General features: G+C 70.0%; 17 protein-coding genes. 14 read left to right on the forward strand and 3 right to left on the reverse strand.

Annotated features, from left to right (window positions below):
- Positions 1-14 precede the first annotated feature (14 nt).
- The 3 genes from OG432_RS22875 (at position 15) to clpX (ending at position 2,828) form a co-directional block, all read left to right on the forward strand.
- On the forward strand, positions 15-623 hold the full coding sequence (locus OG432_RS22875; protein ID WP_100579696.1) for an ATP-dependent Clp protease proteolytic subunit: 609 nt from the start codon (positions 15-17) through the stop codon (positions 621-623).
- 46 nt (positions 624-669) lie between these two features.
- Positions 670-1,359, forward strand: a complete 690-nt coding sequence (locus OG432_RS22880; protein WP_328315206.1) for an ATP-dependent Clp protease proteolytic subunit — start codon at positions 670-672, stop codon at positions 1,357-1,359.
- Between the two features lie 176 nt (positions 1,360-1,535).
- Complete coding sequence (clpX, locus tag OG432_RS22885; protein ID WP_100579698.1) at positions 1,536-2,828, forward strand: ATP-dependent Clp protease ATP-binding subunit ClpX; 1,293 nt, start codon at positions 1,536-1,538, stop codon at positions 2,826-2,828.
- Between the two features lie 77 nt (positions 2,829-2,905).
- On the opposite strand, the gene OG432_RS22890 is transcribed toward clpX, so the two are convergent.
- Positions 2,906-3,889 (reverse strand): hypothetical protein, encoded by a 984-nt coding sequence (locus tag OG432_RS22890; protein WP_328312820.1) that lies wholly within the window; start codon positions 3,887-3,889, stop codon positions 2,906-2,908.
- A 137-nt stretch (positions 3,890-4,026) separates the two neighbouring features.
- Here OG432_RS22890 and OG432_RS22895 point away from each other — a divergent pair, with 137 nt between their 5' ends.
- A complete protein-coding gene (locus OG432_RS22895) occupies positions 4,027-6,651 on the forward strand; it encodes a valine--tRNA ligase (protein WP_328312821.1) in 2,625 nt (874 codons plus the stop codon).
- Between the two features lie 88 nt (positions 6,652-6,739).
- Here OG432_RS22895 and OG432_RS22900 read toward each other — a convergent pair whose 3' ends face one another.
- Positions 6,740-7,306: a vitamin K epoxide reductase family protein gene (locus tag OG432_RS22900; RefSeq protein WP_328312822.1), complete on the reverse strand. Its 567-nt coding sequence runs from the start codon at positions 7,304-7,306 to the stop codon at positions 6,740-6,742.
- Between the two features lie 131 nt (positions 7,307-7,437).
- Between OG432_RS22900 and OG432_RS22905 the strand changes: the two genes are divergently transcribed.
- Positions 7,438-8,598 (forward strand): sensor histidine kinase, encoded by a 1,161-nt coding sequence (locus OG432_RS22905; RefSeq protein WP_328312823.1) that lies wholly within the window; start codon positions 7,438-7,440, stop codon positions 8,596-8,598.
- A gap of 152 nt (positions 8,599-8,750) precedes the next feature.
- Here OG432_RS22905 and OG432_RS22910 read toward each other — a convergent pair whose 3' ends face one another.
- Positions 8,751-9,758, reverse strand: a complete 1,008-nt coding sequence (locus OG432_RS22910) for a rod shape-determining protein (protein ID WP_328312824.1) — start codon at positions 9,756-9,758, stop codon at positions 8,751-8,753.
- A 101-nt stretch (positions 9,759-9,859) separates the two neighbouring features.
- Between OG432_RS22910 and folC the strand changes: the two genes are divergently transcribed.
- From folC to OG432_RS22955, 9 genes are all read left to right on the forward strand, one after another.
- The gene (folC, locus tag OG432_RS22915; protein ID WP_328312825.1) at positions 9,860-11,365 is read left to right on the forward strand and encodes a bifunctional tetrahydrofolate synthase/dihydrofolate synthase; all 1,506 of its coding nucleotides are present in this window, start codon (positions 9,860-9,862) and stop codon (positions 11,363-11,365) included.
- Positions 11,366-11,369: 4 nt separating this feature from the next.
- Positions 11,370-11,720 (forward strand): DUF4233 domain-containing protein, encoded by a 351-nt coding sequence (locus OG432_RS22920; protein WP_328312826.1) that lies wholly within the window; start codon positions 11,370-11,372, stop codon positions 11,718-11,720.
- Between the two features lie 88 nt (positions 11,721-11,808).
- On the forward strand, positions 11,809-12,222 hold the full coding sequence (gene ndk / locus OG432_RS22925) for a nucleoside-diphosphate kinase (RefSeq protein WP_328312827.1): 414 nt from the start codon (positions 11,809-11,811) through the stop codon (positions 12,220-12,222).
- A gap of 267 nt (positions 12,223-12,489) precedes the next feature.
- Positions 12,490-13,509 (forward strand): rod shape-determining protein, encoded by a 1,020-nt coding sequence (locus tag OG432_RS22930; protein ID WP_053727412.1) that lies wholly within the window; start codon positions 12,490-12,492, stop codon positions 13,507-13,509.
- 123 nt (positions 13,510-13,632) lie between these two features.
- Positions 13,633-14,757 (forward strand): rod shape-determining protein MreC, encoded by a 1,125-nt coding sequence (mreC, locus tag OG432_RS22935; RefSeq protein ID WP_328312828.1) that lies wholly within the window; start codon positions 13,633-13,635, stop codon positions 14,755-14,757.
- Positions 14,758-14,769: 12 nt separating this feature from the next.
- Positions 14,770-15,444, forward strand: a complete 675-nt coding sequence (mreD, locus tag OG432_RS22940) for a rod shape-determining protein MreD (RefSeq protein WP_328312829.1) — start codon at positions 14,770-14,772, stop codon at positions 15,442-15,444.
- A gap of 19 nt (positions 15,445-15,463) precedes the next feature.
- Complete coding sequence (gene mrdA, locus OG432_RS22945) at positions 15,464-17,686, forward strand: penicillin-binding protein 2 (RefSeq protein ID WP_328312830.1); 2,223 nt, start codon at positions 15,464-15,466, stop codon at positions 17,684-17,686.
- A gap of 4 nt (positions 17,687-17,690) precedes the next feature.
- Positions 17,691-18,884: a rod shape-determining protein RodA gene (gene rodA / locus OG432_RS22950; protein WP_328312831.1), complete on the forward strand. Its 1,194-nt coding sequence runs from the start codon at positions 17,691-17,693 to the stop codon at positions 18,882-18,884.
- A gap of 103 nt (positions 18,885-18,987) precedes the next feature.
- Entirely contained in the window at positions 18,988-20,547 is a 1,560-nt protein-coding gene (locus tag OG432_RS22955) for a CYTH and CHAD domain-containing protein (protein WP_328312832.1), read from the forward strand.
- Positions 20,548-20,553 lie beyond the last annotated feature (6 nt).

The raw sequence follows: 20,553 nt of genomic DNA on the forward strand, positions 1-20,553 counted from the left end.
ACGTGACGAATCTGATGCCTTACGCCGCCGGTGAGCCGTCCCTCGGTGGTGGCCTCGGTGACCAGGTCTACAGCCGACTGCTCAACGACCGCATCATCTTCCTCGGCCAGCAGGTCGACGACGAGATCGCCAACAAGATCACCGCCCAGATGCTCCTCCTGGCCGCTGCCGACCAGGACAAGGACATCTACCTCTACATCAACAGCCCCGGTGGCTCGGTGACCGCCGGCATGGCGGTCTACGACACCATGCAGTACATCCAGAACGACGTCGTCACCATCGGCATGGGCATGGCCGCCTCGATGGGCCAGTTCCTGCTCACCGGTGGTGCCGCGGGCAAGCGCTTCGCGCTCCCCAACACCGACATCCTGATGCACCAGGGCTCCGCCGGCATCGGTGGCACCGCCTCCGACATCAAGATCCAGGCCGAGTACCTGATCCGTACGAAGAAGCGCATGGCGGAGATCACTGCCGCGCACTCCGGCCAGACCGTCGAGACGATCATCCGCGACGGCGACCGCGACCGCTGGTACACGGCGGAGGAGGCCAAGGACTACGGCCTCATCGACGAGATCATCTCCGCCGCCTCGGGCGTTCCGGGTGGCGGCGGCACCGGGGTCTGATCCCCCGACCCGCACCGCTTCCCTCGCCCACTTGAACGCCACCAGGATGGTGAACACCCCCATGAGCAACTTCTCCGGCCTCCCGGCCAACGCGAGCGGCCTCTACACCGGTCCGCAGGTCGACAACCGCTACATCGTCCCGCGCTTCGTCGAGCGCACCTCGCAGGGCGTGCGTGAGTACGACCCGTACGCGAAGCTCTTCGAGGAGCGCGTGATCTTCCTCGGCGTGCAGATCGACGACGCGTCCGCCAACGACGTGATGGCGCAGCTCCTGTGCCTGGAGTCGATGGACCCGGACCGCGACATCTCCATCTACATCAACAGCCCGGGTGGTTCCTTCACCGCCCTCACGGCGATCTACGACACGATGCAGTTCGTGAAGCCCGACATCCAGACGGTCTGCATGGGCCAGGCGGCCTCCGCCGCCGCCGTCCTGCTCGCCGCCGGCACGCCGGGCAAGCGCATGGCGCTGCCGAACGCCCGCGTCCTGATCCACCAGCCCTCGGGCGGCACCGGCCGCGAGCAGCTCTCCGACCTGGAGATCGCGGCCAACGAGATCATCCGGATGCGCGCGCAGCTGGAAGACATGCTGGCCAAGCACTCGACGACGCCGATCGAGAAGATCCGCGACGACATCGAGCGCGACAAGATCCTCACGGCCGAGGACGCGCTGTCCTACGGCCTGGTGGACCAGATCGTCTCCACCCGCAAGACGACGACCTCCGCGGCCGCCTGAGCCGCTTCGGCGACCTTGGCGCGGTCCACGCACAAGTGAACCGCGCCAAGGGGGGCCCGAACGAGGGGCTCGGCAAGGTACCGTCGGTAGGGGGTCTGGGGGCGTCCCCCCGGAAAACGCAGTAGGCACCAGGAGGCGGCGCACATGGCGCCTCCCAGGCGAAGGGGAAGCACCTCGTGGCACGCATCGGTGACGGCGGCGACCTGCTCAAGTGCTCGTTCTGCGGAAAGAGCCAGAAGCAGGTGAAGAAGCTCATCGCAGGCCCCGGGGTGTACATCTGCGACGAGTGCATCGACCTCTGCAACGAGATCATCGAGGAGGAACTCGCCGAGTCCTCCGAGGTGCGGTGGGAGGAACTTCCCAAGCCGCGCGAGATCTACGAATTCCTTGAGGGCTACGTCGTGGGGCAGGAACCCGCGAAGAAGGCCCTCTCGGTGGCGGTCTACAACCACTACAAGCGCGTGCAGGCCGGCGAGAACGGCGGCGGCACGGGCCGCGACGACGCGATCGAGCTCGCCAAGTCCAACATCCTGCTCCTCGGCCCCACCGGCTCCGGCAAGACGCTGCTCGCGCAGACCCTGGCGCGCATGCTCAACGTGCCGTTCGCCATCGCCGACGCCACCGCGCTCACCGAGGCGGGCTACGTCGGCGAGGACGTCGAGAACATCCTGCTCAAGCTGATCCAGGCCGCCGACTACGACGTCAAGAAGGCCGAGACCGGGATCATCTACATCGACGAGATCGACAAGGTCGCCCGCAAGAGCGAGAACCCGTCGATCACGCGCGACGTCAGCGGCGAAGGCGTGCAGCAGGCCCTGCTGAAGATCCTGGAGGGCACCACCGCCTCCGTCCCGCCGCAGGGCGGACGCAAGCACCCGCACCAGGAGTTCATCCAGATCGACACGACGAACGTGCTGTTCATCGTGGGCGGTGCCTTCTCGGGCCTGGAGAAGATCATCGAGTCGCGGGCCGGCGCCAAGGGCATCGGCTTCGGCGCGACGATCCGCTCCAAGCGGGAGATCGAGGCCAGCGACCAGTTCCAGGAGGTCATGCCGGAGGACCTGGTGAAGTTCGGGATGATCCCCGAGTTCATCGGCCGCCTGCCCGTCCTGACCTCGGTCCACAACCTCGACCGCGAAGCGCTCCTGCAGATCCTGGTCGAGCCGCGCAACGCGCTCGTCAAGCAGTACCAGCGCCTGTTCGAACTCGACGGCGTGGAGCTGGACTTCGACCGCCCCGCCCTGGAGGCCATCGCCGACCAGGCCATCCTGCGCGGCACCGGCGCGCGCGGCCTGCGCGCCATCATGGAGGAGGTCCTCCAGTCGGTGATGTACGAGGTCCCGTCCCGCAAGGACGTCGCCCGCGTCGTCATCACCGCCGACGTGGTCCGCAACAACGTCAACCCGACGCTGGTCCCGCGCGAGCCGCGCATCGTCAAGAACGACGGGCGGCACGAGAAGAGCGCGTAGCGCTCACCCCGGCAGAGCAGAGGGGCGCCCGGTCAACTACCTTGACCGGGCGCCCCTTTGGCGTGTGCCGCGTGCGGCTATGCCTTCTGGCGGGCCGAGTTGTAGAGCGCGGCCGTCAGCTTGGCCACTTCCTCCTGGCTCGGGCCGCCACCGGTCGCGGCCTTGGCCACGTCCACCTCGTCCACGACGCCGTACGTGCTGTAGTCGGCCCAGACGCAGATCGGGATCAGGAGCTCCTTCGGCCCCTTGGCCGCCCCGTCACCCTCCGCGTTGTTCATCTTCATGTTCTGGCACTTCATCAGCGCGCCCGAGAACCCGGCCGGCTTGACGGCCTTCGCCTCGCCGACGAGCGAGACCGTGACGCCCGGCTGCTTGCTGACGGAGGCCTTGGCGTTCTGGAACGACGCGTCGATGACCTTGGCCGGATCGGTGATGTCACCCCAGACGCCCTGGAAGGTGAGCGCCTTGGTCGTCAGGCCGTCGCCGGACTGGTACTGCGCGCCGGTCTGCTGCGGGTTCTTGACGCCGAGGGCCTCGGCCTTCGACTTCTGCTCCGCGGTCATGGGCTTCGTCGTGTCGCCCGCTGCGGTCTTCTTGAAGTCCTCGACCGTCGCCGGCGGGACGATCTTGTAGCCCTTCGTGCTCGCCGACACGTCGCTGTTGCTCGCTCCGCCGTCCTTCGTGAGGAACCACACGCCGCCGCCGATGACCGCGACCGCCACGACGGCCGCCGTGATGATCAGGCCCGTCTTCTTCTTGGGCGCCGGGGGCACGGGCTGCATCGGGCCGCCGTACGGGGGCTGCTGGCCGTACGGGGGCTGCTGGGGCTGCTGGCCGTAGGGGCCGGGCTGCTGCTGCGGGTAGCCGTAGGGCTGCTGCGGGGGCTGCTGGCCGTACGGGCCCGGCTGCTGCGGCGGCACGCCCTGGGGGGCCTGCTGCGGATAGCCGTAGCCGGGCTGCGGCTGGCCGGGCTGCCCGTAGGGCTGCTGCGGAGGCTGCTGGCCGTACGGGCCGGGCTGCTGGGGCTGGCCGCCGTACGGGCCCGGCTGGTTGTGACTCATTGCTGGGTTCCCCCTAGGAATGCTTATCCGATCCAGACATCCTGACCGAAGAGCCGCTGGGGCGGTGCATCGGGGGGCCCACCGTTACCAAAGATTCCCGTTTCGGTGCGAGCCGGTGACACCCCTAAACTGGCCCGGTGACCGAGAACACTCAGCAGCAGAATCCAGCGCCCACGACCGACCTGCCGACCCAGTACGCGCCGGCCGAGGTAGAGGGGAAGCTGTATGAGCGCTGGGTAGAGCGCGGGTACTTCGAAGCCGACGCGAAGAGCGACAAGCCCGCGTACACGATCGTCATCCCGCCGCCGAACGTCACCGGTTCCCTCCACCTGGGCCACGCCTTCGAGCACACGCTGATCGACGCGCTGACCCGCCGCAAGCGCATGCAGGGCTACGAGACGCTGTGGCAGCCCGGTATGGACCACGCGGGCATCGCCACCCAGAACGTGGTCGAGCGCGAACTCGCCAAGGAGGGCAAGTCCCGTCACGACCTGGGCCGGGAAGCCTTCGTCGAGCGTGTCTGGGAGTGGAAGGCGGAGTCCGGAGGCCAGATCGCCGGGCAGATGCGGCGCCTCGGTGAGGGCCTGGCGTGGAGCCGGGACCGCTTCACCATGGACGAGGGGCTTTCGCGCGCCGTTCAGACCGTCTTCAAGAAGATGTTCGACGACGGCCTGATCTACCGCGCCGAGCGCATCATCAACTGGTGCCCGCGCTGCCTGACGGCCATCTCGGACATCGAGGTCGACTACCAGGACGACGACGGTGAGCTCGTCTCCATGAAGTACGGCGAGGGTGACGACTCCATCGTCGTCGCGACGACCCGCGCCGAGACGATGCTCGGTGACACCGCTGTCGCCGTCCACCCGGACGACGAGCGGTACGCGCACCTGATCGGCAAGCAGATCAGGCTGCCGCTGACCGACCGTACGATCCCGGTCGTCGCGGACACGCACGTCGACCCCGAGTTCGGCACCGGCGCCGTCAAGGTGACCCCGGCGCACGACCCGAACGACTTCGCCATCGGCCAGCGCCACAGCCTCGAATCCATCGAGGTGCTCGACGAGCGCGGTGTGATCACCGTCCACGGCCCCTTCGAGGGGCTCGACCGCTTCGAGGCGCGCTCCGCGATCGTCGCCGCCCTGCGCGCCGAGGGGCGGATCGTCGCCGAGAAGCGCCCCTATGTCCACTCCGTCGGGCACTGCTCGCGCTGCAAGACGACGTTGGAACCGCGCCTTTCGATGCAGTGGTGGGTCAAGGTCGAGACCCTCGCCAAGGCCGCCGGTGACGCGGTCCGTGACGGGCGGGTCGACATCCACCCGGCCGACATGTCGCAGCGTTACTTCGACTGGGTCGACAACCTCAACGACTGGTGCATCTCGCGCCAGTTGTGGTGGGGCCACCGCATCCCGGTCTGGCACGGCCCGGACGGCGAACTGGTCTGCGTCGGTCCCGACGAGGAGCCGCCGACGGGTGAGGGCTGGACGCAGGACACAGATGTCCTCGACACCTGGTTCTCTTCCGGCCTGTGGCCGTTCTCGACGCTCGGCTGGCCCGAGCAGACCCCCGACCTGGAGAAGTTCTACCCGAACTCCGTCCTGGTCACCGGCTACGACCTGATGTTCTTCTGGGTCGCGCGGATGATGATGTTCGGTCTGTACGCGATGGACGGTCAGGCGCCGTTCCGCACGATCGCGTTCCACGGCATGGTCCGCGACGAGTTCGGCAAGAAGATGTCGAAGTCGTTCGGGAACACGGTCAACCCGCTGGACTGGATGGACACGTACGGCTCCGACGCCCTGCGCTTCACCCTGGCCCGGGGTGCCAACCCGGGCGTCGACGTCCCGATCGGCGAGGACTGGGTCCAGGCGTCCCGCAACTTCACCAACAAGATCTGGAACGCGACCCGCTTCGCGCTGATGAACGGCGCGACCATCGAGGGCGAACTCCCGCCCGTGGAGCAGCTGTCGGCGACCGACCGCTGGATCCTGTCGCGTCTGAACAAGACCGTGGCCGAGGTCGACGCGTACTACGAGGACTACCAGTTCGCGAAGCTCAGCGAGGCGCTCTACCACTTCGCGTGGGACGAGGTCTTCGACTGGTTCGTCGAGTTGTCCAAGACGACGTTCTTCGCGGGCGGCGAGCAGGCGAAGGTCTCCGGGCGGGTCCTCGGCGAGGTCCTCGACGTGACGCTGCGGGTCCTCCACCCGGTCGTCCCGTTCGTCACCGACGCCCTGTGGACGACGCTGACGGGCGGCGAGTCCCTGGTCGTCGCCGACTGGCCGAAGGACAGCGGTTTCCGTGACGAGGCCGCCGAGCGAGAGATCGAGCTGGTCCAGCAGGTCGTCACCGAGGTCCGCCGGTTCCGCAAGGAGCAGGGCCTGAAGGACGGCCAGAAGGTCCCGGCCGCGTTCACCCTGACCGGCACCGCGCTCGCCCCGCACGAGGCCGCGATCCGTCAGCTCCTGCGGCTCCAGCCGGCCGGTGAGGACTTCCACGCCACCGCCTCGCTGCCGGTCGCGGGCGCCACGGTCGCGCTCGACCTGTCCGGCACCATCGACGTCGAGGCGGAGCGCAAGCGTCTGACGAAGGACCTCGGGGCGGCCGAGAAGGAGAAGGCGGACGCCAACAAGAAGCTCGGCAACGAGGCCTTCCTCGCCAAGGCCCCGGACAACGTGGTCGACAAGATCCGCGCGCGGCTCTCCAAGGCCGAGGCCGACATCGAGCGCATCAGCAACCAGATCGCCGGCCTGCCCCAGGCCTGAGGTCGGGCGAAGGGCCCCCGGAGCATCCCGCTCCGGGGGCCCTTTCCCGTATCTGAGCCCCCCGCGGCGCCCGGCACGGCTGTACGGGTCAGAACAGCCGGTCGCCGAGCTCCGCCCACACCAGGGCCGCCACCACCGCGTACATCGCGAGCGGCACCAGCCAGTGCGGCACCACCCGGCGCACCCAGGAGCGGGGCCGGGCGACGTGCCGGGTGACGTACCAGAACAGCGGGATCATCACCGCCCACACCAGCAGGCACCACGGACACAGCGCCCCGATGACGTACAGGCACTGGCCGATCAGCCACACCGTGAACGCGAAGCCCGTCGTGACGCCCGCCCGGATGCCCAGCCACAGCCAGCGGGGGAACTCCGCGCCCGCGAGCAGGGCGAGGCCCAGCGCCGAGAGCGCGGCGAACGCGCCGACGCCGAGCAGCATGTTGGGGAAGCCGAGCAGATTGCCCTGCCAGGTGTCCATCACGTCGCCGCAGCTGAGGACCGCGTTGATGGTGCAGCCGGGAGAGAAGGCCGGGTTCTCCAGGGTGTGGACGCGGTCGGCGGTCAGGACGGCGGAGGCGAGCGTGCCGAGCAGCCCGCCGATCAGCAGGAGCGGGGCGACGCCGCGCGCCGGGCGGCCGGAGGAGGGGGCGGGCATGACCACCACGCTAGGGAGCCGGGTGGCCGTCGGGGGAGGGCCGAACGGACAGGAGCGGCGTGCGACATATCACTAAATTTGGGCCGTTCGGCTTGGCCGTCCGGGTCCAAAGACCTTGGATGATGGAAGGCATGCACACCCCGCCCGCCCCCTCCGCGCCGCAGCGCGCGCTGGCGGCGGCGCGTGCCGCGAGCGCGCGCTGGGTGGGCGAGGACCGCGCGATGGACGTGCTGATCGCGCTGAGCTGTTTCGCCCTGATGGTCCTGGACGTGCCGGGCCTCGCCAAGGCCGACAACTCCCTCAACAGCTACACCGCGCCGCCCGTGCTCGCCCTGGGCGCGGCGACCCTGTTGTTCCGGCGCCGCTGGCCGTGGTTGCCGTATCTGGTCTCGCTGTTCTTCCTGGGCTGGCTGCACCAGCTCACCCTGGTGCAGTTCGCGCTGTACTCGATCGGCCGCTTCCGGGGCCGGCGCGCGGGCATCCTCGCCACCCTCGGCTACATCGCGGTCGCGTACGTGCTGTTCAACCTGCCGGGCTGGCCCGACACCCGGGGCGAGACGCTCAGTTCGTTCCTGGCGATCGTGGTGCCGGTGGGGGTGCTCGCCTCGGGCGTCGGCATCTCCGCCTACCGGCACGACCTCGTCCACGAACTGGAGGTCCAGCGCGCCGAGAGCGCGGCCCTGCACGCCGTGCAGGCCGAGCGGGTCTCGGTGGCCAGGGACGTGCACGACATGGTGGGCCGCGAGCTGACGATGCTCGCGGTGCGCTCCGAGGTGCTGTCCGTGCGGGCCAGGAACGAGCCGCACCACAAGGACTTCGAGGAACTCGCCGACAGTGCGCGCCGGGCCCACCTGATGCTGAACGAGATCATCGTGCGGCGCGCCGACGAGCGCACCGCGACGCCGGGCCTCGACGGACTGCCGTCGCTCGCCGAGGAGAGCCGCCTCGCGGGCACCCCGGTGGGTCTCGACATCGAGGAGGCCGCGCACCGGCTCTCGCCGCTGCGGCAGGCGGCGGTGTACCGGGTGGTCCAGGAGTGCCTGACCAACTCGGTCAAGCACGCACAGGGCGAGCCGGTCGCGGTGACGATCCGGCTGGTCGCGGGCGACCTCGTGGTCACCGTGCAGAACCCGCTGCCGCGCTCGGCACCGCTGAAGGCGCCGGTCTCCACGGGGACGGGGACGTTCTCGATGCGCGAGCGGGTGGAGAGCATGGGCGGCTCGCTGGCGACGACCCGTACCGACACCACGTACGAGGTGCGGGCGACGCTCCCGGCGGGTGCGGTGGGCTGACCGGCCGGCCCCAGGACGGCCCGGGGCGACCGGGGCGACCGGTGGCGGCCGGGGCGGCCCGGCGGGGCCGGCATCCCGCGCCCGCCGGGAGCGTCGCCCGCGCCCATCCGCCCTCCGCTCGCCCGCCCCGCCGCGTCTACGCCCCGCCGCGCCTACGCCCCGGCGAGCAGCTTCTGCAGCTGGTCGAAGTCCTCCACGCACTTGCCCGCGCCCAGCGCCACGCAGTCGAGCGGCTCGTCCGCCACGAACACCGGGATGCCGGTCGCCGACGCGATCCGCAGGTCGAGGCCCGGCAGCAGCGCGCCCCCGCCGGTCAGCACGATGCCGTGCTCCATCACGTCGCCGGCCAGCTCCGGCGGGCACTCCTCCAGGGTGACCCGCACCGCCGCGATGATCGCCTCGACGGGCTCGTCGAGGGCGGCCCGCACCTCGCGTGTGCCGAGCGAGAGCGACTTGGGGAGCCCGCGCACCTTCTCGCGGCCCCGAACCGTGAACGTCCGCTCCTCCAGCTCCTCCTGGCCCGGCACCGGCCACGCCGACCCGATCGCGCACTTGACGTCCTCGGCGGTGCGCTCGCCCATGAGCAGCGAGTGCTCCTTGCGTACGTAGTCGATGATCGCGGTGTCCAGACGGTCGCCGCCCACCCGCAGGGACTGCGACGTCACGATGCCGCCGAGCGAGATCACGGCGACCTCGGTGGTGCCGCCGCCGATGTCCACCACCATGGAGCCGCGCGGTTCCGCGACCGGAAGGCCGGCCCCGATCGCCGCCGCCATGGGCTCCTCGATGAGGTGCACGGCCTTCGCCCCGGAGCGCTGAGCGGCGTGCACGATCGCGCGCCGCTCCACCGGGGTCACCCCGCTCGGCACGCACACCACCATGCGGGTGCGCGGGCGGCGGCCCGGCACGGCCTTCTTCACGAAGTGGCGGATCATCTCCTCCGCCGCCTCGTAGTCGCTGATCACACCGTCCCGCAGCGGCCGGATCGCGGTGATCGAACCGGGGGTGCGGCCGATGGTCTCCTTGGCCTCCGTGCCGACGGCGAGCGCCGCGCGACCGCCCTCCTTCATCGCCACCACGGACGGCTCGTTGAGCACGATGCCCTGCCCACGGGCGTAGAGAAGCGTGTTGGCGGTGCCGAGGTCGATCCCTATGTCCATGATCGCCAAGTTTGCCCGGAGAGCCTGTGGGACCCGGGGGCCGAACGTCCCGAAAGGGGCGGGTCCAAGGTCCTGTCGGTACCCCTCCGTAGACTGGTCCCGTGACCGAGCAGCCCGACCCCAGTGAAGCCGATGACTTCGACGAGATCGTCGAGGCCGAGACGACCAGAGACCCCGACCTGGCGGTGATCGAGGCCGGCAGCCGCACCCTGCGCACCCACGGCGGAGCGCCCCAGGGCGACGCCGTCCCCGGCCGCCCCGCCGACCCCGAGGTCGACGCGGCGCTGCGCGCGGTCGAGACCGAGCTGGCCGACCGCTGGGGCGAGACCAAGCTGGAGCCGTCGGTCCGCCGGATCGCCGCGCTGATGGACGTCCTCGGCGAGCCGCAGCGCGCCTACCCGACGATCCACATCACCGGCACCAACGGCAAGACCTCCACCGCCCGGATGATCGAGGCCCTGCTCGGCGCCTTCGAGCTGCGTACGGGGCGCTACACCTCGCCGCACGTCCAGTCGATCACCGAGCGCATCAGCCTGGACGGCCTGCCGATCCCCGCCGAGCGCTTCGTCGAGGCGTACGAGGACATCAAGCCGTACGTCGAGATGGTCGACGCCAAGGAGGAGTTCCGGCTCTCCTTCTTCGAGGTCGTCACCGGCATGGCGTACGCGGCCTTCGCGGACGCCCCGGTCGACGTGGCCGTCGTCGAGGTCGGCATGGGCGGCACCTGGGACGCGACGAACGTCATCGACGCGGGCGTCGCCGTCGTCACCCCCATCGACCTGGACCACACCGACCGGCTCGGCAACACGACCGCCGAGATCGCCACGGAGAAGTCCGGGATCATCAAGCAGGGCGCGACGGTGATCCTGGCCCAGCAGCCCGTCGACGCGGCGCAGGTCATGCTGAAGAAGGCCGTCGAGGCGGACGCCACGGTGGCCCGCGAGGGCATGGAATTCGGCATCGCCGGGCGCGAAGTCGCCGTCGGCGGCCAGCTCCTGACGCTGCGCGGCCTCGGCGGGGAGTACGAGGAGATCTTCCTGCCGCTGTACGGAGCCCACCAGGCGCACAACGCCGTGGTGGCCCTCGCCGCCGTCGAGGCGTTCTTCGGCGTCGGCTCGCAGCAGCCGGGCCCGCTCGACATCGACACCGTCCGCAAGGCGTTCGCCTCCGTCGTCTCGCCCGGCCGTCTCGAGGTCGTACGCCGCTCGCCCACGGTCGTCCTGGACGCCGCGCACAACCCGGCCGGCGCCCGCGCCACCGCCGACGGCCTGACCGAGGCGTTCGGCTTCTCGCGCCTGATCGGCGTGGTCGCCGCCAGCGCCGACAAGGACGTCAAGGGGCTGCTCGAAGCGTTCGAGCCGGTCTTCGCCGAGATCGTCGTCACCGCCAACACCTCCCTGCGCACCATGGACGTGGACGAGCTGGCGGCGCTCGCCGTCGAGGTGTTCGGCGACGAGCGCGTCGTGGTCGAGCCGCGCCTGGACGACGCGATCGAGGCGGCCATCACCCTGGCCGAGGAGGAGGACGAGTACGCGGGAGCGGGCGTCCTCATCACCGGCTCCGTGTACACGGTCGGCGACGCCCGGCTCATGCTGAAGAGGGGCTGACCCGATGCGTACGCTCTGCGCGTCCACCCTGATCGGTGAATTCTTCGTGATCGCCTTCGCGGGCCTGGTCGCGATGAAGGACCCCGACCTGGCCACCACCACCGTGTGGACGGTGTGCGGGATCGGCATGCTCCTGTCGGTGCTGCTCTGCGGGATGCTCGGCCGGCGCGGCGGCGTCGAGCTCGGCTGGGCGCTGCAGATCGCCCTGATCGCGAGCGGTTTCGCCGTGCCGCTGATGTTCTTCATGGGCGTCCTGTTCGGAGCCCTGTGGTGGGCGTCGGTGCACTACGGCCGCAAGATCGACGAGGCGAAGGCGAGGTTCGCGGCCCAGGCCGAGGCCCAGCCGCAGGTCTAGGCGGTGGCGGGCGGTACCGGGTGACGGGCCTTCGGCTACACCCGGTAATCTCGGCGGACCGCACACGTTTGCCAAGGAGCCGCACACCATGACGCAGCGCACCCTCGTCCTCCTCAAGCCGGACGCCGTCCGCCGCTCGCTGGTCGGGGAGATCATCGGCCGCATCGAGCGCAAGGCCGCATGGCGGATCACCGCAATGGAGCTGCGCACGCTGGACCAGGACACGCTGGAGCAGCACTACGGCGAGCACAAGGGCAAGCCCTTCTACGAGCCGCTGATGGAGTTCATGGCCTCCGGCCCGGTCGTCGCCCTGGTGGTCGAGGGCGAGCGCGTGATCGAGGGCGTACGCCAATTGGCGGGTCCGACCGACCCGATCGCGGCGGCCCCCGGTTCGATCCGTGGCGATTTCGGCACCATCGTCCGGGAAAACCTCATTCACGCCTCGGATTCCGAGGAGTCCGCCGAGCGGGAACTGAAGATCTTCTTCCCGGGCCGCAGCTGATCGCATACTGACGCAATGTCAGCCATATAGCGCTCACTACCTGGGGCGACCGAAGGAATTTCGGTCGCCCTTGGGCATATGCGGGCCGACTTCGGGAACGCATCGCCCCGACACGACGTCACCCATACTGAGGTGGACCACCGCGCCGTGTTCGCGCAGGCCGGACTACGATGGGGCCTCACGCTCAACGCACCCACCTCGCCGACCTGAGAAGCCGTCAACGCTCGAATAGGGAAGGCCGGACGCATCCTCATGGGGAGCAACAAAATGTCGTTCATCGGCCGTGACATGGCTGTCGACCTCGGGACCGCCAACACGCTGGTGTACGTCAGGGGCCGCGGAATCGTCCTGAACGAGCCGTCCGTCGTCGCCATCAACACCAACACCGGCGGCATCCTCGCGGTCGGCGCGGAAGCCAAGAAGATGATCGGCCGTACGCCGGGCAACATCGTTGCCGTACGGCCGCTGAAGGACGGCGTCATCGCCGACTTCGAGATCACCGAGCGGATGCTCCGCTACTTCATTCTGAAGATCCACAAGCGCCGGTACCTGGCCCGCCCGCGCGTCGTGGTCTGTGTGCCCTCGGGCATCACAGGAGTCGAGCGCCGCGCCGTCATCGAGGCCTCCACCCAGGCGGGCGCCCGTCAGGTGCACATCATCGAGGAGCCCATGGCCGCGGCCATCGGCTCGGGTCTGCCGGTCCACGAGGCCACCGGCAACATGGTCGTGGACATCGGCGGCGGCACCACCGAGGTCGCCGTGATCTCGCTCGGCGGAATCGTCACGGCGCAGTCGATCCGCGTCGCGGGCGACGAGCTCGACAACGCGATCATCCAGCACATCAAGAAGGAGTACTCCCTCCTTCTGGGCGAGCGCACCGCGGAACAGATCAAGATCACGATCGGTTCGGCGTACGACCTCGACAAGGACGAGCACACCGAGATCCGCGGCCGCGACCTCGTCTCCGGGCTCCCCAAGACCGTGGTGATCTCCGCGGCCGAGGTGCGCAAGGCGATCGAGGAACCCGTCAACGCGATCGTCGACGCCGTGAAGACGACCCTCGACAAGTGCCCGCCCGAGCTCTCCGGCGACATCATGGACCGCGGCATCGTGCTGACCGGCGGCGGAGCCCTGCTGCGCGGCCTGGACGAGCGGCTGCGCCGCGAGACGGGCATGCCGATCCACATCGCCGAGGACCCGCTGGACTCCGTCGCACTGGGCTCCGGCAAGTGCGTGGAGGAGTTCGAGGCGCTCCAGCAGGTGCTCGACGCACAGCCCCGCCGGTAGCCTCCGCACTCCGCCGTCCGCCGTATGGGTCACTGCCAACCCGTACGGCGGATCGTTGGTATACAGATCGAAGAGATCTTGTAGATCACCCACATTCCTATGAGGAAGGCACGGCCGCCGCACGTGAGGGACACACGAGAGAGCCGGCTGCTCCTGGTGCTGCTGATCGCCGTAGCGTTCGCGCTGATCACGGTCGACATCAGAGGCGGGGCGAATTCACCGGTGGACGGCGCCCGGCAGGCCGCCGCCGCGGTCTTCGGACCGGTGGAGAACGGGGTCGCGTCCGCAGTCGACCCGGTCGGCAACGCGATCGGCGCGGTCCGCGACTCCGGCAAGCGCCACGACAGGATCTCCGCGCTCCAGGCCGAGAACGAGGCCCTCAAGCAGCGGCTCGGCAGCGACGCACGCAACCGCAGCCGCCTGGGCCAGCTCGACTCGATGCTGAAGACCGCGGGCGAGGGCCAGTACGGCATCAAGGCCGCCCAGGTCGTCGCCATAGGAGCGGCCCAGGGCTTCTCCTGGACCGTCACCATCGACGCCGGGTCCAACGACGGCATCCAGCGCGACATGACGGTGCTCAACGGCGACGGGCTCGTGGGGCGGGTCACCACCGTCGGACCCTCCACCTCGACCGTCCTGCTCGCCAACGACCCCGACTTCACCGTCGGCACCCGGATGGAGAAGAGCGACGAACTCGGCTTCGCCACCGGCCACGGTGACCGGCCGCTCTCGGTCCAGCTGCTCAACGGCAAGGCCAAGGTCAGCCCCGGCGACCGGCTCGTGACCTTCGGCTCGCAGTCCGACAAGCCGTTCGTGCCCGGCGTCCCGGTCGGCGAGGTCGTCAAGGTCGACCCCTCGGGCGGCGACCTCACGCGCACCATCTACGTACGCCCCTACGTCGGCTTCACCAAGCTCGACATCGTCGGCGTCGTCGTCCAGGCCCCGCGCACCGACCCGCGCGACCAGGTGCTGCCCGCCAAGCCCAAGCCCACCCCGACCCCGACGGTCACCGTCACGGCCACCCCGTCCGGCAACCCGACCCCCAACGGGCAGGGCAACACCGACATCGCCAACCAGAACGCGATCCCCGACCCCAACGCCGACCCGAACGCGAAGCCCAACCCCCGGGCGGGCAACGCCAACCCGCAGGGCGGCAACGCCAATCCTCCGAACGGGAACGCCAATCCGAATCCGCCCGACCCCAACGCCGATCCGGCCGGCAACGCCAATGCCGACGGCGAGCAGTAGGAGCTGATCCAGATGCGTGTCAACAGGGTCATCCTCTCCGCCGCCCTGATCGTCGTCGCCCTCGTCATCCAGGTGAGCGTCCTCGCCCGCCTTCAACTCCCCGGCGCCGTACCGGACTTGGTGCTCATGACCGTTCTCGGTCTCGCCCTGGTCTACGGCCACCTGGGCGGCGCCTTCGTCGGGTTCGCCGCGGGCCTGCTCGCCGACCTCGCACCCCCCGCCGACCACGCCGCCGGGCGCTACGCCCTCGTGCTGTGCGTGATCGGCTACCTCGCCGGCCTCGCCAAGCCCGACCACGGGCGGCTGCGCAGCGCGGCGGGCCCGATGATGGTGGTGGTCGGCGCGGCCATCGGCTCGACGTTGCTCTACGCCACGGTCGGCGCCCTGGTGGGGGACACCGCGGCCCGCCATGTCGGCCTGCCCAGCCTGCTGTTCACGGCCACGCTCTACGACCTGCTGCTCGCGCCGTTCACCGTGCCGCTGATCATGGCGATCGCCCGGCGTGCCGAGAACGACCCGCTCGCGGACACCACCGCCAACGGCAGCCCCAAGAACAACATCGCCTCCGGCTGGCTCTCCGGCGGCACCGGCCTGCGCATCGGCAGCCAGCGCGGCGGCCTGCGCATCAAGGCCGCCAGGAACAGAGCGGCCCGCGCCGGCCGCATCAAGGGCGTCAAGCGACTGTGAACCAAGGGGTCGGCACAGCATGAGCAACATTCCCGAGACGGGCCGCACCCCGCGGGTGCAGATCCGGCTCGTCATCATCCAGGTCCTGGTCTTCTCGCTCCTGCTCACGCTGGGCGGACGCCTGTGGTACCTCCAGATCCGCAACGGCCAGGAATATCAGGACGAGGCGAAGAACAACCACGTCCAGCAGGTCGTCCAGCCCGCCGTGCGCGGCTCGATCCTCGACGCCCGCGGTGTCCCGCTCGCCGACAACGAGACGCGCCTGGTGGTCTCGGCCTCGCGCACCGACCTCTCCAAGATGCCCGACCGCGGCAAGGCCGTCCTGACCCGGCTCGCCGGGGTGCTCGGCATGAAGCCGCAGGACGTCATGGACAAGGTCAGGCTGTGCGACGCCAAGACCCCCAAGCCCTGCTGGAACGGCTCCCCGTACCAGCCGATCCCGGTCACCGACAAGGCCACCACCCAGCAGGCCCTCCAGATCCGCGAGCGATCCGAGGACTTCCCCGGCATCACCGCCGACCCCACCGCGGTGCGCCGCTACCCCGCGCCCGGCAAGGCCAACACCTCCCAGGTGCTCGGCTACCTCTCGCCCGTCACCGACGACGAGATCACCAAGGCCAAGGACACCGACTCGCCCTACCTGCGTTCCGACCAGGTGGGACGCTCGGGTCTTGAGCGCACCTACGACCGGCAGCTGCGCGGCAAGGCCGGCGTCACCCGGTACGAGGTCGACAACCTCGGCCGGGTCATCGGACAGGCCGAGAGCGACAAGGCCCAGCCCGGCGCCAACGTCATCACGTCGATAGACGCACGCGTGCAGGCGGTCGCCGAGTACGAGCTGAACAACGCGATGGTCGAGGCCCGCCAGCAGTACGACAAGATCACCAACGAGAACTACAAGGCCGACTCCGGCGCGGTCATCGTCATGGAGGCCAAGACCGGCCGGGTCGTCGCCATGGCCTCGGCGCCCACCTACGACCCGAACGTCTGGGTCGGCGGCATCTCGGGCAAGGACTACCAGGCCCTCACCGGCAAGGACAGCGACTACCCGCTCCTGAACCGGGCCATACAGGGTCAGGCCGCGCCCGGTTCGACGTTCAAGGTGGTCTCCACGGCCGCCGCCGTCGAAGCCGGCTACAAGTGGGACGGTGGCTACCCCTGCACCAGCTCGTACTCCGTGGGCGGGCAGGTCTTCAAGAACTTCGAGGGCGAGAACTTCGGCCCCATCTCGCTCGGCCGCGCCCTTGAGGTCTCCTGCGACACCGTCTTCTACGGACTCGCCGACAACGAGTGGAAGAAGGACGGCGGGATCAACCCCAAGAAGGGCCAGCCCAAGGACTACTTCTACAAGGCCGCCCACCAGTTCGGCCTCGGCAAGATCACCGGCGTCGACCTGCCCAACGAGGTCACCGGCCGCGTCCCCGACCGCCAGTGGAAGGAGAACCTCTTCACGGCGATGAAGGACAGCTGGTGCAAGACCGGCAAGAAGGACGGCAGTTACGTCGAGAAGATCGCGTACGAGAACTGCCTCGAAGGCAACAAGATGCGCGAGGGCGACTCGATCAACTACTCCATCGGCCAGGGCGACACCCTCGTCACGCCGGTCCAGGAGGCCATGATCTACGGGGCGATCGCCAACGGCGGCACGATGCACGCCCCCACCATCGGCAAGGCGATCATCAGCGCCGACGGCAAGTCCGTGCAGGAGATCAAGCCGAAGGTCAACGGCAAGCTGCCGGTCACCCAGGCCACCATCGACGGCTTCAACAAGGCTCTCGCGGGCGTCGTCACCAGCGGCACCGCCGCCTGGAAGTTCCAGGGCTGGCCGCAGGACAAGATCGAGCTCCACGCCAAGACCGGCACCGCCGAGGTCTACGGCAAGCAGACCACCTCCTGGCTCGCCACGTACTCCAAGGACTACACGGTGGTCATGACGATCGCCCAGGCCGGTACGGGTTCCGGCGCCTCCGGTGAGGCCGTCCGCAAGATCTACGAGGCGATGTACGGCATCGACGACGCCGGCAACCAGGACCTCAAGCGCGCCCTGCTCCCGCAGCCCGAACAGTCCCTGCCCAAGATCCAGCCCGACGGCTCCATCGACGCGCCGGCGATCGCCGCGTACGACCCCAACGCGGGCAAGACCAAGGACAAGGGCAAGGACCCCAAGCAGCCCGACGGCCAGCCGCAGCCGAACAACAGCCCGGCGACCGACGTCGACAACCGCAACCCGCGAAGGGACTAGCGCCATGGCAGGCTTCTCCGTCCAGCGCTACGCCCCCAAGGAACGCGGCGCCTTCGCCAAACTGACCGCACGCGACTCCGTGGTGCGCAGGCTCGACTGGCCGCTGCTCCTGTCGGCCGTCGCCCTCTGCCTCATCGGCTCGCTCCTGGTGTGGTCGGCGACCCGCAACCGCACCAGCATCAACCAGGGCGACCCGTACTTCTTCCTGATCCGGCACATCATGAACGCCGGCATCGGGCTCTGCCTGATGATCGGCACCATCTGGCTCGGCCACCGCACCCTGCGCGGCGCCGTGCCCATCCTGTACGGGCTCTCCATCCTGCTGCTGCTCGCGGTGCTCTCGCCGCTGGGCGCCACTGTCAACGGCGCGCACTCCTGGATCGTGCTCGGCGGCGGATTCTCCCTCCAGCCCTCCGAGTTCGCGAAGATCGCGATCATCCTGTGCATGGCGATGCTGCTCGCCGCGCGGGTGGACGCGGGCGATCAACTGCACCCCGACCACCGCACGGTGCTGAAGGCGCTCGGGCTCGCGATGGTGCCGATCGGCTGCATCATGCTGATGCCCGACCTCGGCTCCACCATGGTCATCGTGGTGATCATCCTCGGCGTGCTGCTGGCCTCCGGGGCGTCCAACCGGTGGATCTTCGGGCTCGTCGGCGCCGGAGTGCTCGGGGCGGTCCTCGTGGCGGCCCTCGGGATACTGGACAAGTACCAGATCAACCGCTTCGCCGCGTTCGCCAACCCCAACCTCGACCCGGCCGGCGTCGGCTACAACACCGGACAGGCCAGGATCGCGATCGGCTCCGGCGGCCTCACCGGCACCGGGCTCTTCAAGGGCTCCCAGACCACCGGCCAGTTCGTCCCCGAACAGCAGACGGACTTCGTCTTCACCGTCGCCGGCGAGGAACTCGGCTTCGTCGGCGCCGGGTTGATCATCGTCCTGATCGGCGTCATCCTGTGGCGCGCCTGCCGCATCGCCCGCGAGACGACCGAGCTGTACGGCACGATCGTCGCCGCCGGCATCATCGCCTGGTTCGCCTTCCAGTCCTTCGAGAACATCGGCATGACCCTCGGCATCATGCCGGTGGCCGGCATCCCGCTGCCGTTCGTCTCCTACGGAGGGTCCTCGATGTTCGCGGTGTGGGTGGCCATAGGGCTCCTCCAGTCGATCCGGGTCCAGCGGCCGATAACGGCATAGGACCGGCCGGCCGCCGACAGCGGCACGGACACGGGCGCCCGGACCGGCCAGTGCCGGTCCGGGCGCCCTGCCGTTCGGCGCCGATCGCGTCTAGATTCGGTACATGGCGGACACGAAGCGCGAGATCGAGCGGAAATTCGAGTTTCCCGCGTCGGACGGGGCCCGGCCCCGGCTGCCCGGCCTGACCGCGGTCCCCGGTATCGCCGAGGCCGCCGACCAGGGCATCGTCGAACTCGACGCCGTCTACTACGACACCCGGGACCTGCGCCTGGACGCCGACTCCCTCACCCTGCGCCGCAGGACCGGTGGCGCGGACGCGGGCTGGCACCTGAAGGTCCCCGTCTCCGCCGGCATCCGCGACGAGATCCGCGCCCCGCTCAGCGACGACCCGCCGCGCCCGCTCCTTGCCCTGCTGCGCTCCCGCGTCCGGGGCGGCGCGCTCGTTCCCGTCGTACGGCTGCGGTCCTCGCGGGACGTACGCCACCTCCTGGCCGAGGACGGCGCCTTCGTCGCCGAGCTCAGCATCGACACCGTCCGCGCCGAAGGGCTCCGCGAGGGCTCCTCGTCCACCGACTGGACCGAGATCGAAGTCGAACTCGCCGACGGCATCCACGACGAGACCGTCCTCGACCGCATCGGCGAGGTGTTCGCCGAGGCCGGCATCCTGCCCTCCACCAGCGCCTCCAAGGTCGCCCGCGCCCTGCGCGAGACGGCCCCCGAAAAGCGGCCCGGCCCCACCGGGCGCGCCCCCGGCCCCGCCCTCGCCGACGGCACCGCGGGCGCCCACGTGCTCGGCTACCTGCGCACCCAGCGCGATGCCATCGTCGCCCTCGACCCCGCCGTCCGGCGTGAACTGCCCGACTCCGTCCACCGGATGCGCGTCGCCACCCGACGCCTGCGCAGCGCGTTCACGTCGTACGCCAAGGTCGTCGACCGGGCCGTCACCGACCCCGTCGGCGACGAACTGAAATGGCTCGCGGCCGAACTCGGCGTCGACCGCGACCGGGAAGTCCTCACCCACCGCCTGCGCTCCCACCTCAAGGCAGTGCCCCGCACCCTGCAGCTCGGCCCCGTCCGCGCCCGGCTCCGCATCTGGAGCGCGACCCGCTCCGCCGGCACCCGGCGCCGGATCCTCGCCGCCCTCGACGGCGAGCGCTACCTCGCCCTGCTCGACACCCTCGACGTGCTCCTCGCGGCGCCGCCCCTGCGCCCCGCCGCCGCCCGGCCCGCCGCCGAGGTCCTGCCCAAGGCCGTGCTCAAGGACTACCGGCGCCTGGCCGGCCGCATCGCCACCGCGCTCGATCTCGACCCCGGCCGCGACCGCGACGTCGCCCTCCACCAGGCCCGCAAGGCGGCCAAGCGCGCGCGGTACGCCGCCGAGGCCGCCGCACCCGCGCTCGGCACACCCGCGAAGAAGATCACCAAGCGCCTGAAGGCCGTGCAGAACGCGCTCGGCGACCACCAGGACAGCGTCGTCGCCCGTGAGACCCTGCGGCTCCTGGCCGCCCAGGCCCACGCCGCCGGCGAGTCCGCGTTCACCTGGGGACTCCTGTACGGCCGGGAGGAGGCGACGGCCGCCCGGCGCGAGCGGGACCTGCCGGGACTCTGGGCCCGCGCCGCCCAGGCGAAGCTCCGCAGACGCCTGCGGGCCGCCGGGGCGTGATCGTCG

Source organism: Streptomyces sp. NBC_00442 (genome assembly GCF_036014195.1).
GTDB lineage: Bacteria > Actinomycetota > Actinomycetes > Streptomycetales > Streptomycetaceae > Streptomyces.

Bases quoted from the DNA above. Each gene is read 5' to 3' on its own strand.
- OG432_RS22900 (WP_328312822.1), bottom strand. From the start codon at position 7,306: ATGCCCGCCCCCTCCTCCGGCCGCCCGGCGCGCGGCGTCGCCCCGCTC.
- OG432_RS22920 (WP_328312826.1), top strand. From the start codon at position 11,370: ATGCGTACGCTCTGCGCGTCCACCCTGATCGGTGAATTCTTCGTGATC.
- OG432_RS22890 (WP_328312820.1), bottom strand. From the start codon at position 3,889: ATGAGTCACAACCAGCCGGGCCCGTACGGCGGCCAGCCCCAGCAGCCC.
- ndk (WP_328312827.1), top strand. From the start codon at position 11,809: ATGACGCAGCGCACCCTCGTCCTCCTCAAGCCGGACGCCGTCCGCCGC.
- OG432_RS22910 (WP_328312824.1), bottom strand. From the start codon at position 9,758: ATGGACATAGGGATCGACCTCGGCACCGCCAACACGCTTCTCTACGCC.
- OG432_RS22880 (WP_328315206.1), top strand. From the start codon at position 670: ATGGTGAACACCCCCATGAGCAACTTCTCCGGCCTCCCGGCCAACGCG.
- OG432_RS22930 (WP_053727412.1), top strand. From the start codon at position 12,490: ATGTCGTTCATCGGCCGTGACATGGCTGTCGACCTCGGGACCGCCAAC.
- OG432_RS22875 (WP_100579696.1), top strand. From the start codon at position 15: ATGCCTTACGCCGCCGGTGAGCCGTCCCTCGGTGGTGGCCTCGGTGAC.
- mrdA (WP_328312830.1), top strand. From the start codon at position 15,464: ATGAGCAACATTCCCGAGACGGGCCGCACCCCGCGGGTGCAGATCCGG.
- mreD (WP_328312829.1), top strand. From the start codon at position 14,770: ATGCGTGTCAACAGGGTCATCCTCTCCGCCGCCCTGATCGTCGTCGCC.
- OG432_RS22955 (WP_328312832.1), top strand. From the start codon at position 18,988: ATGGCGGACACGAAGCGCGAGATCGAGCGGAAATTCGAGTTTCCCGCG.
- rodA (WP_328312831.1), top strand. From the start codon at position 17,691: ATGGCAGGCTTCTCCGTCCAGCGCTACGCCCCCAAGGAACGCGGCGCC.
- OG432_RS22905 (WP_328312823.1), top strand. From the start codon at position 7,438: ATGCACACCCCGCCCGCCCCCTCCGCGCCGCAGCGCGCGCTGGCGGCG.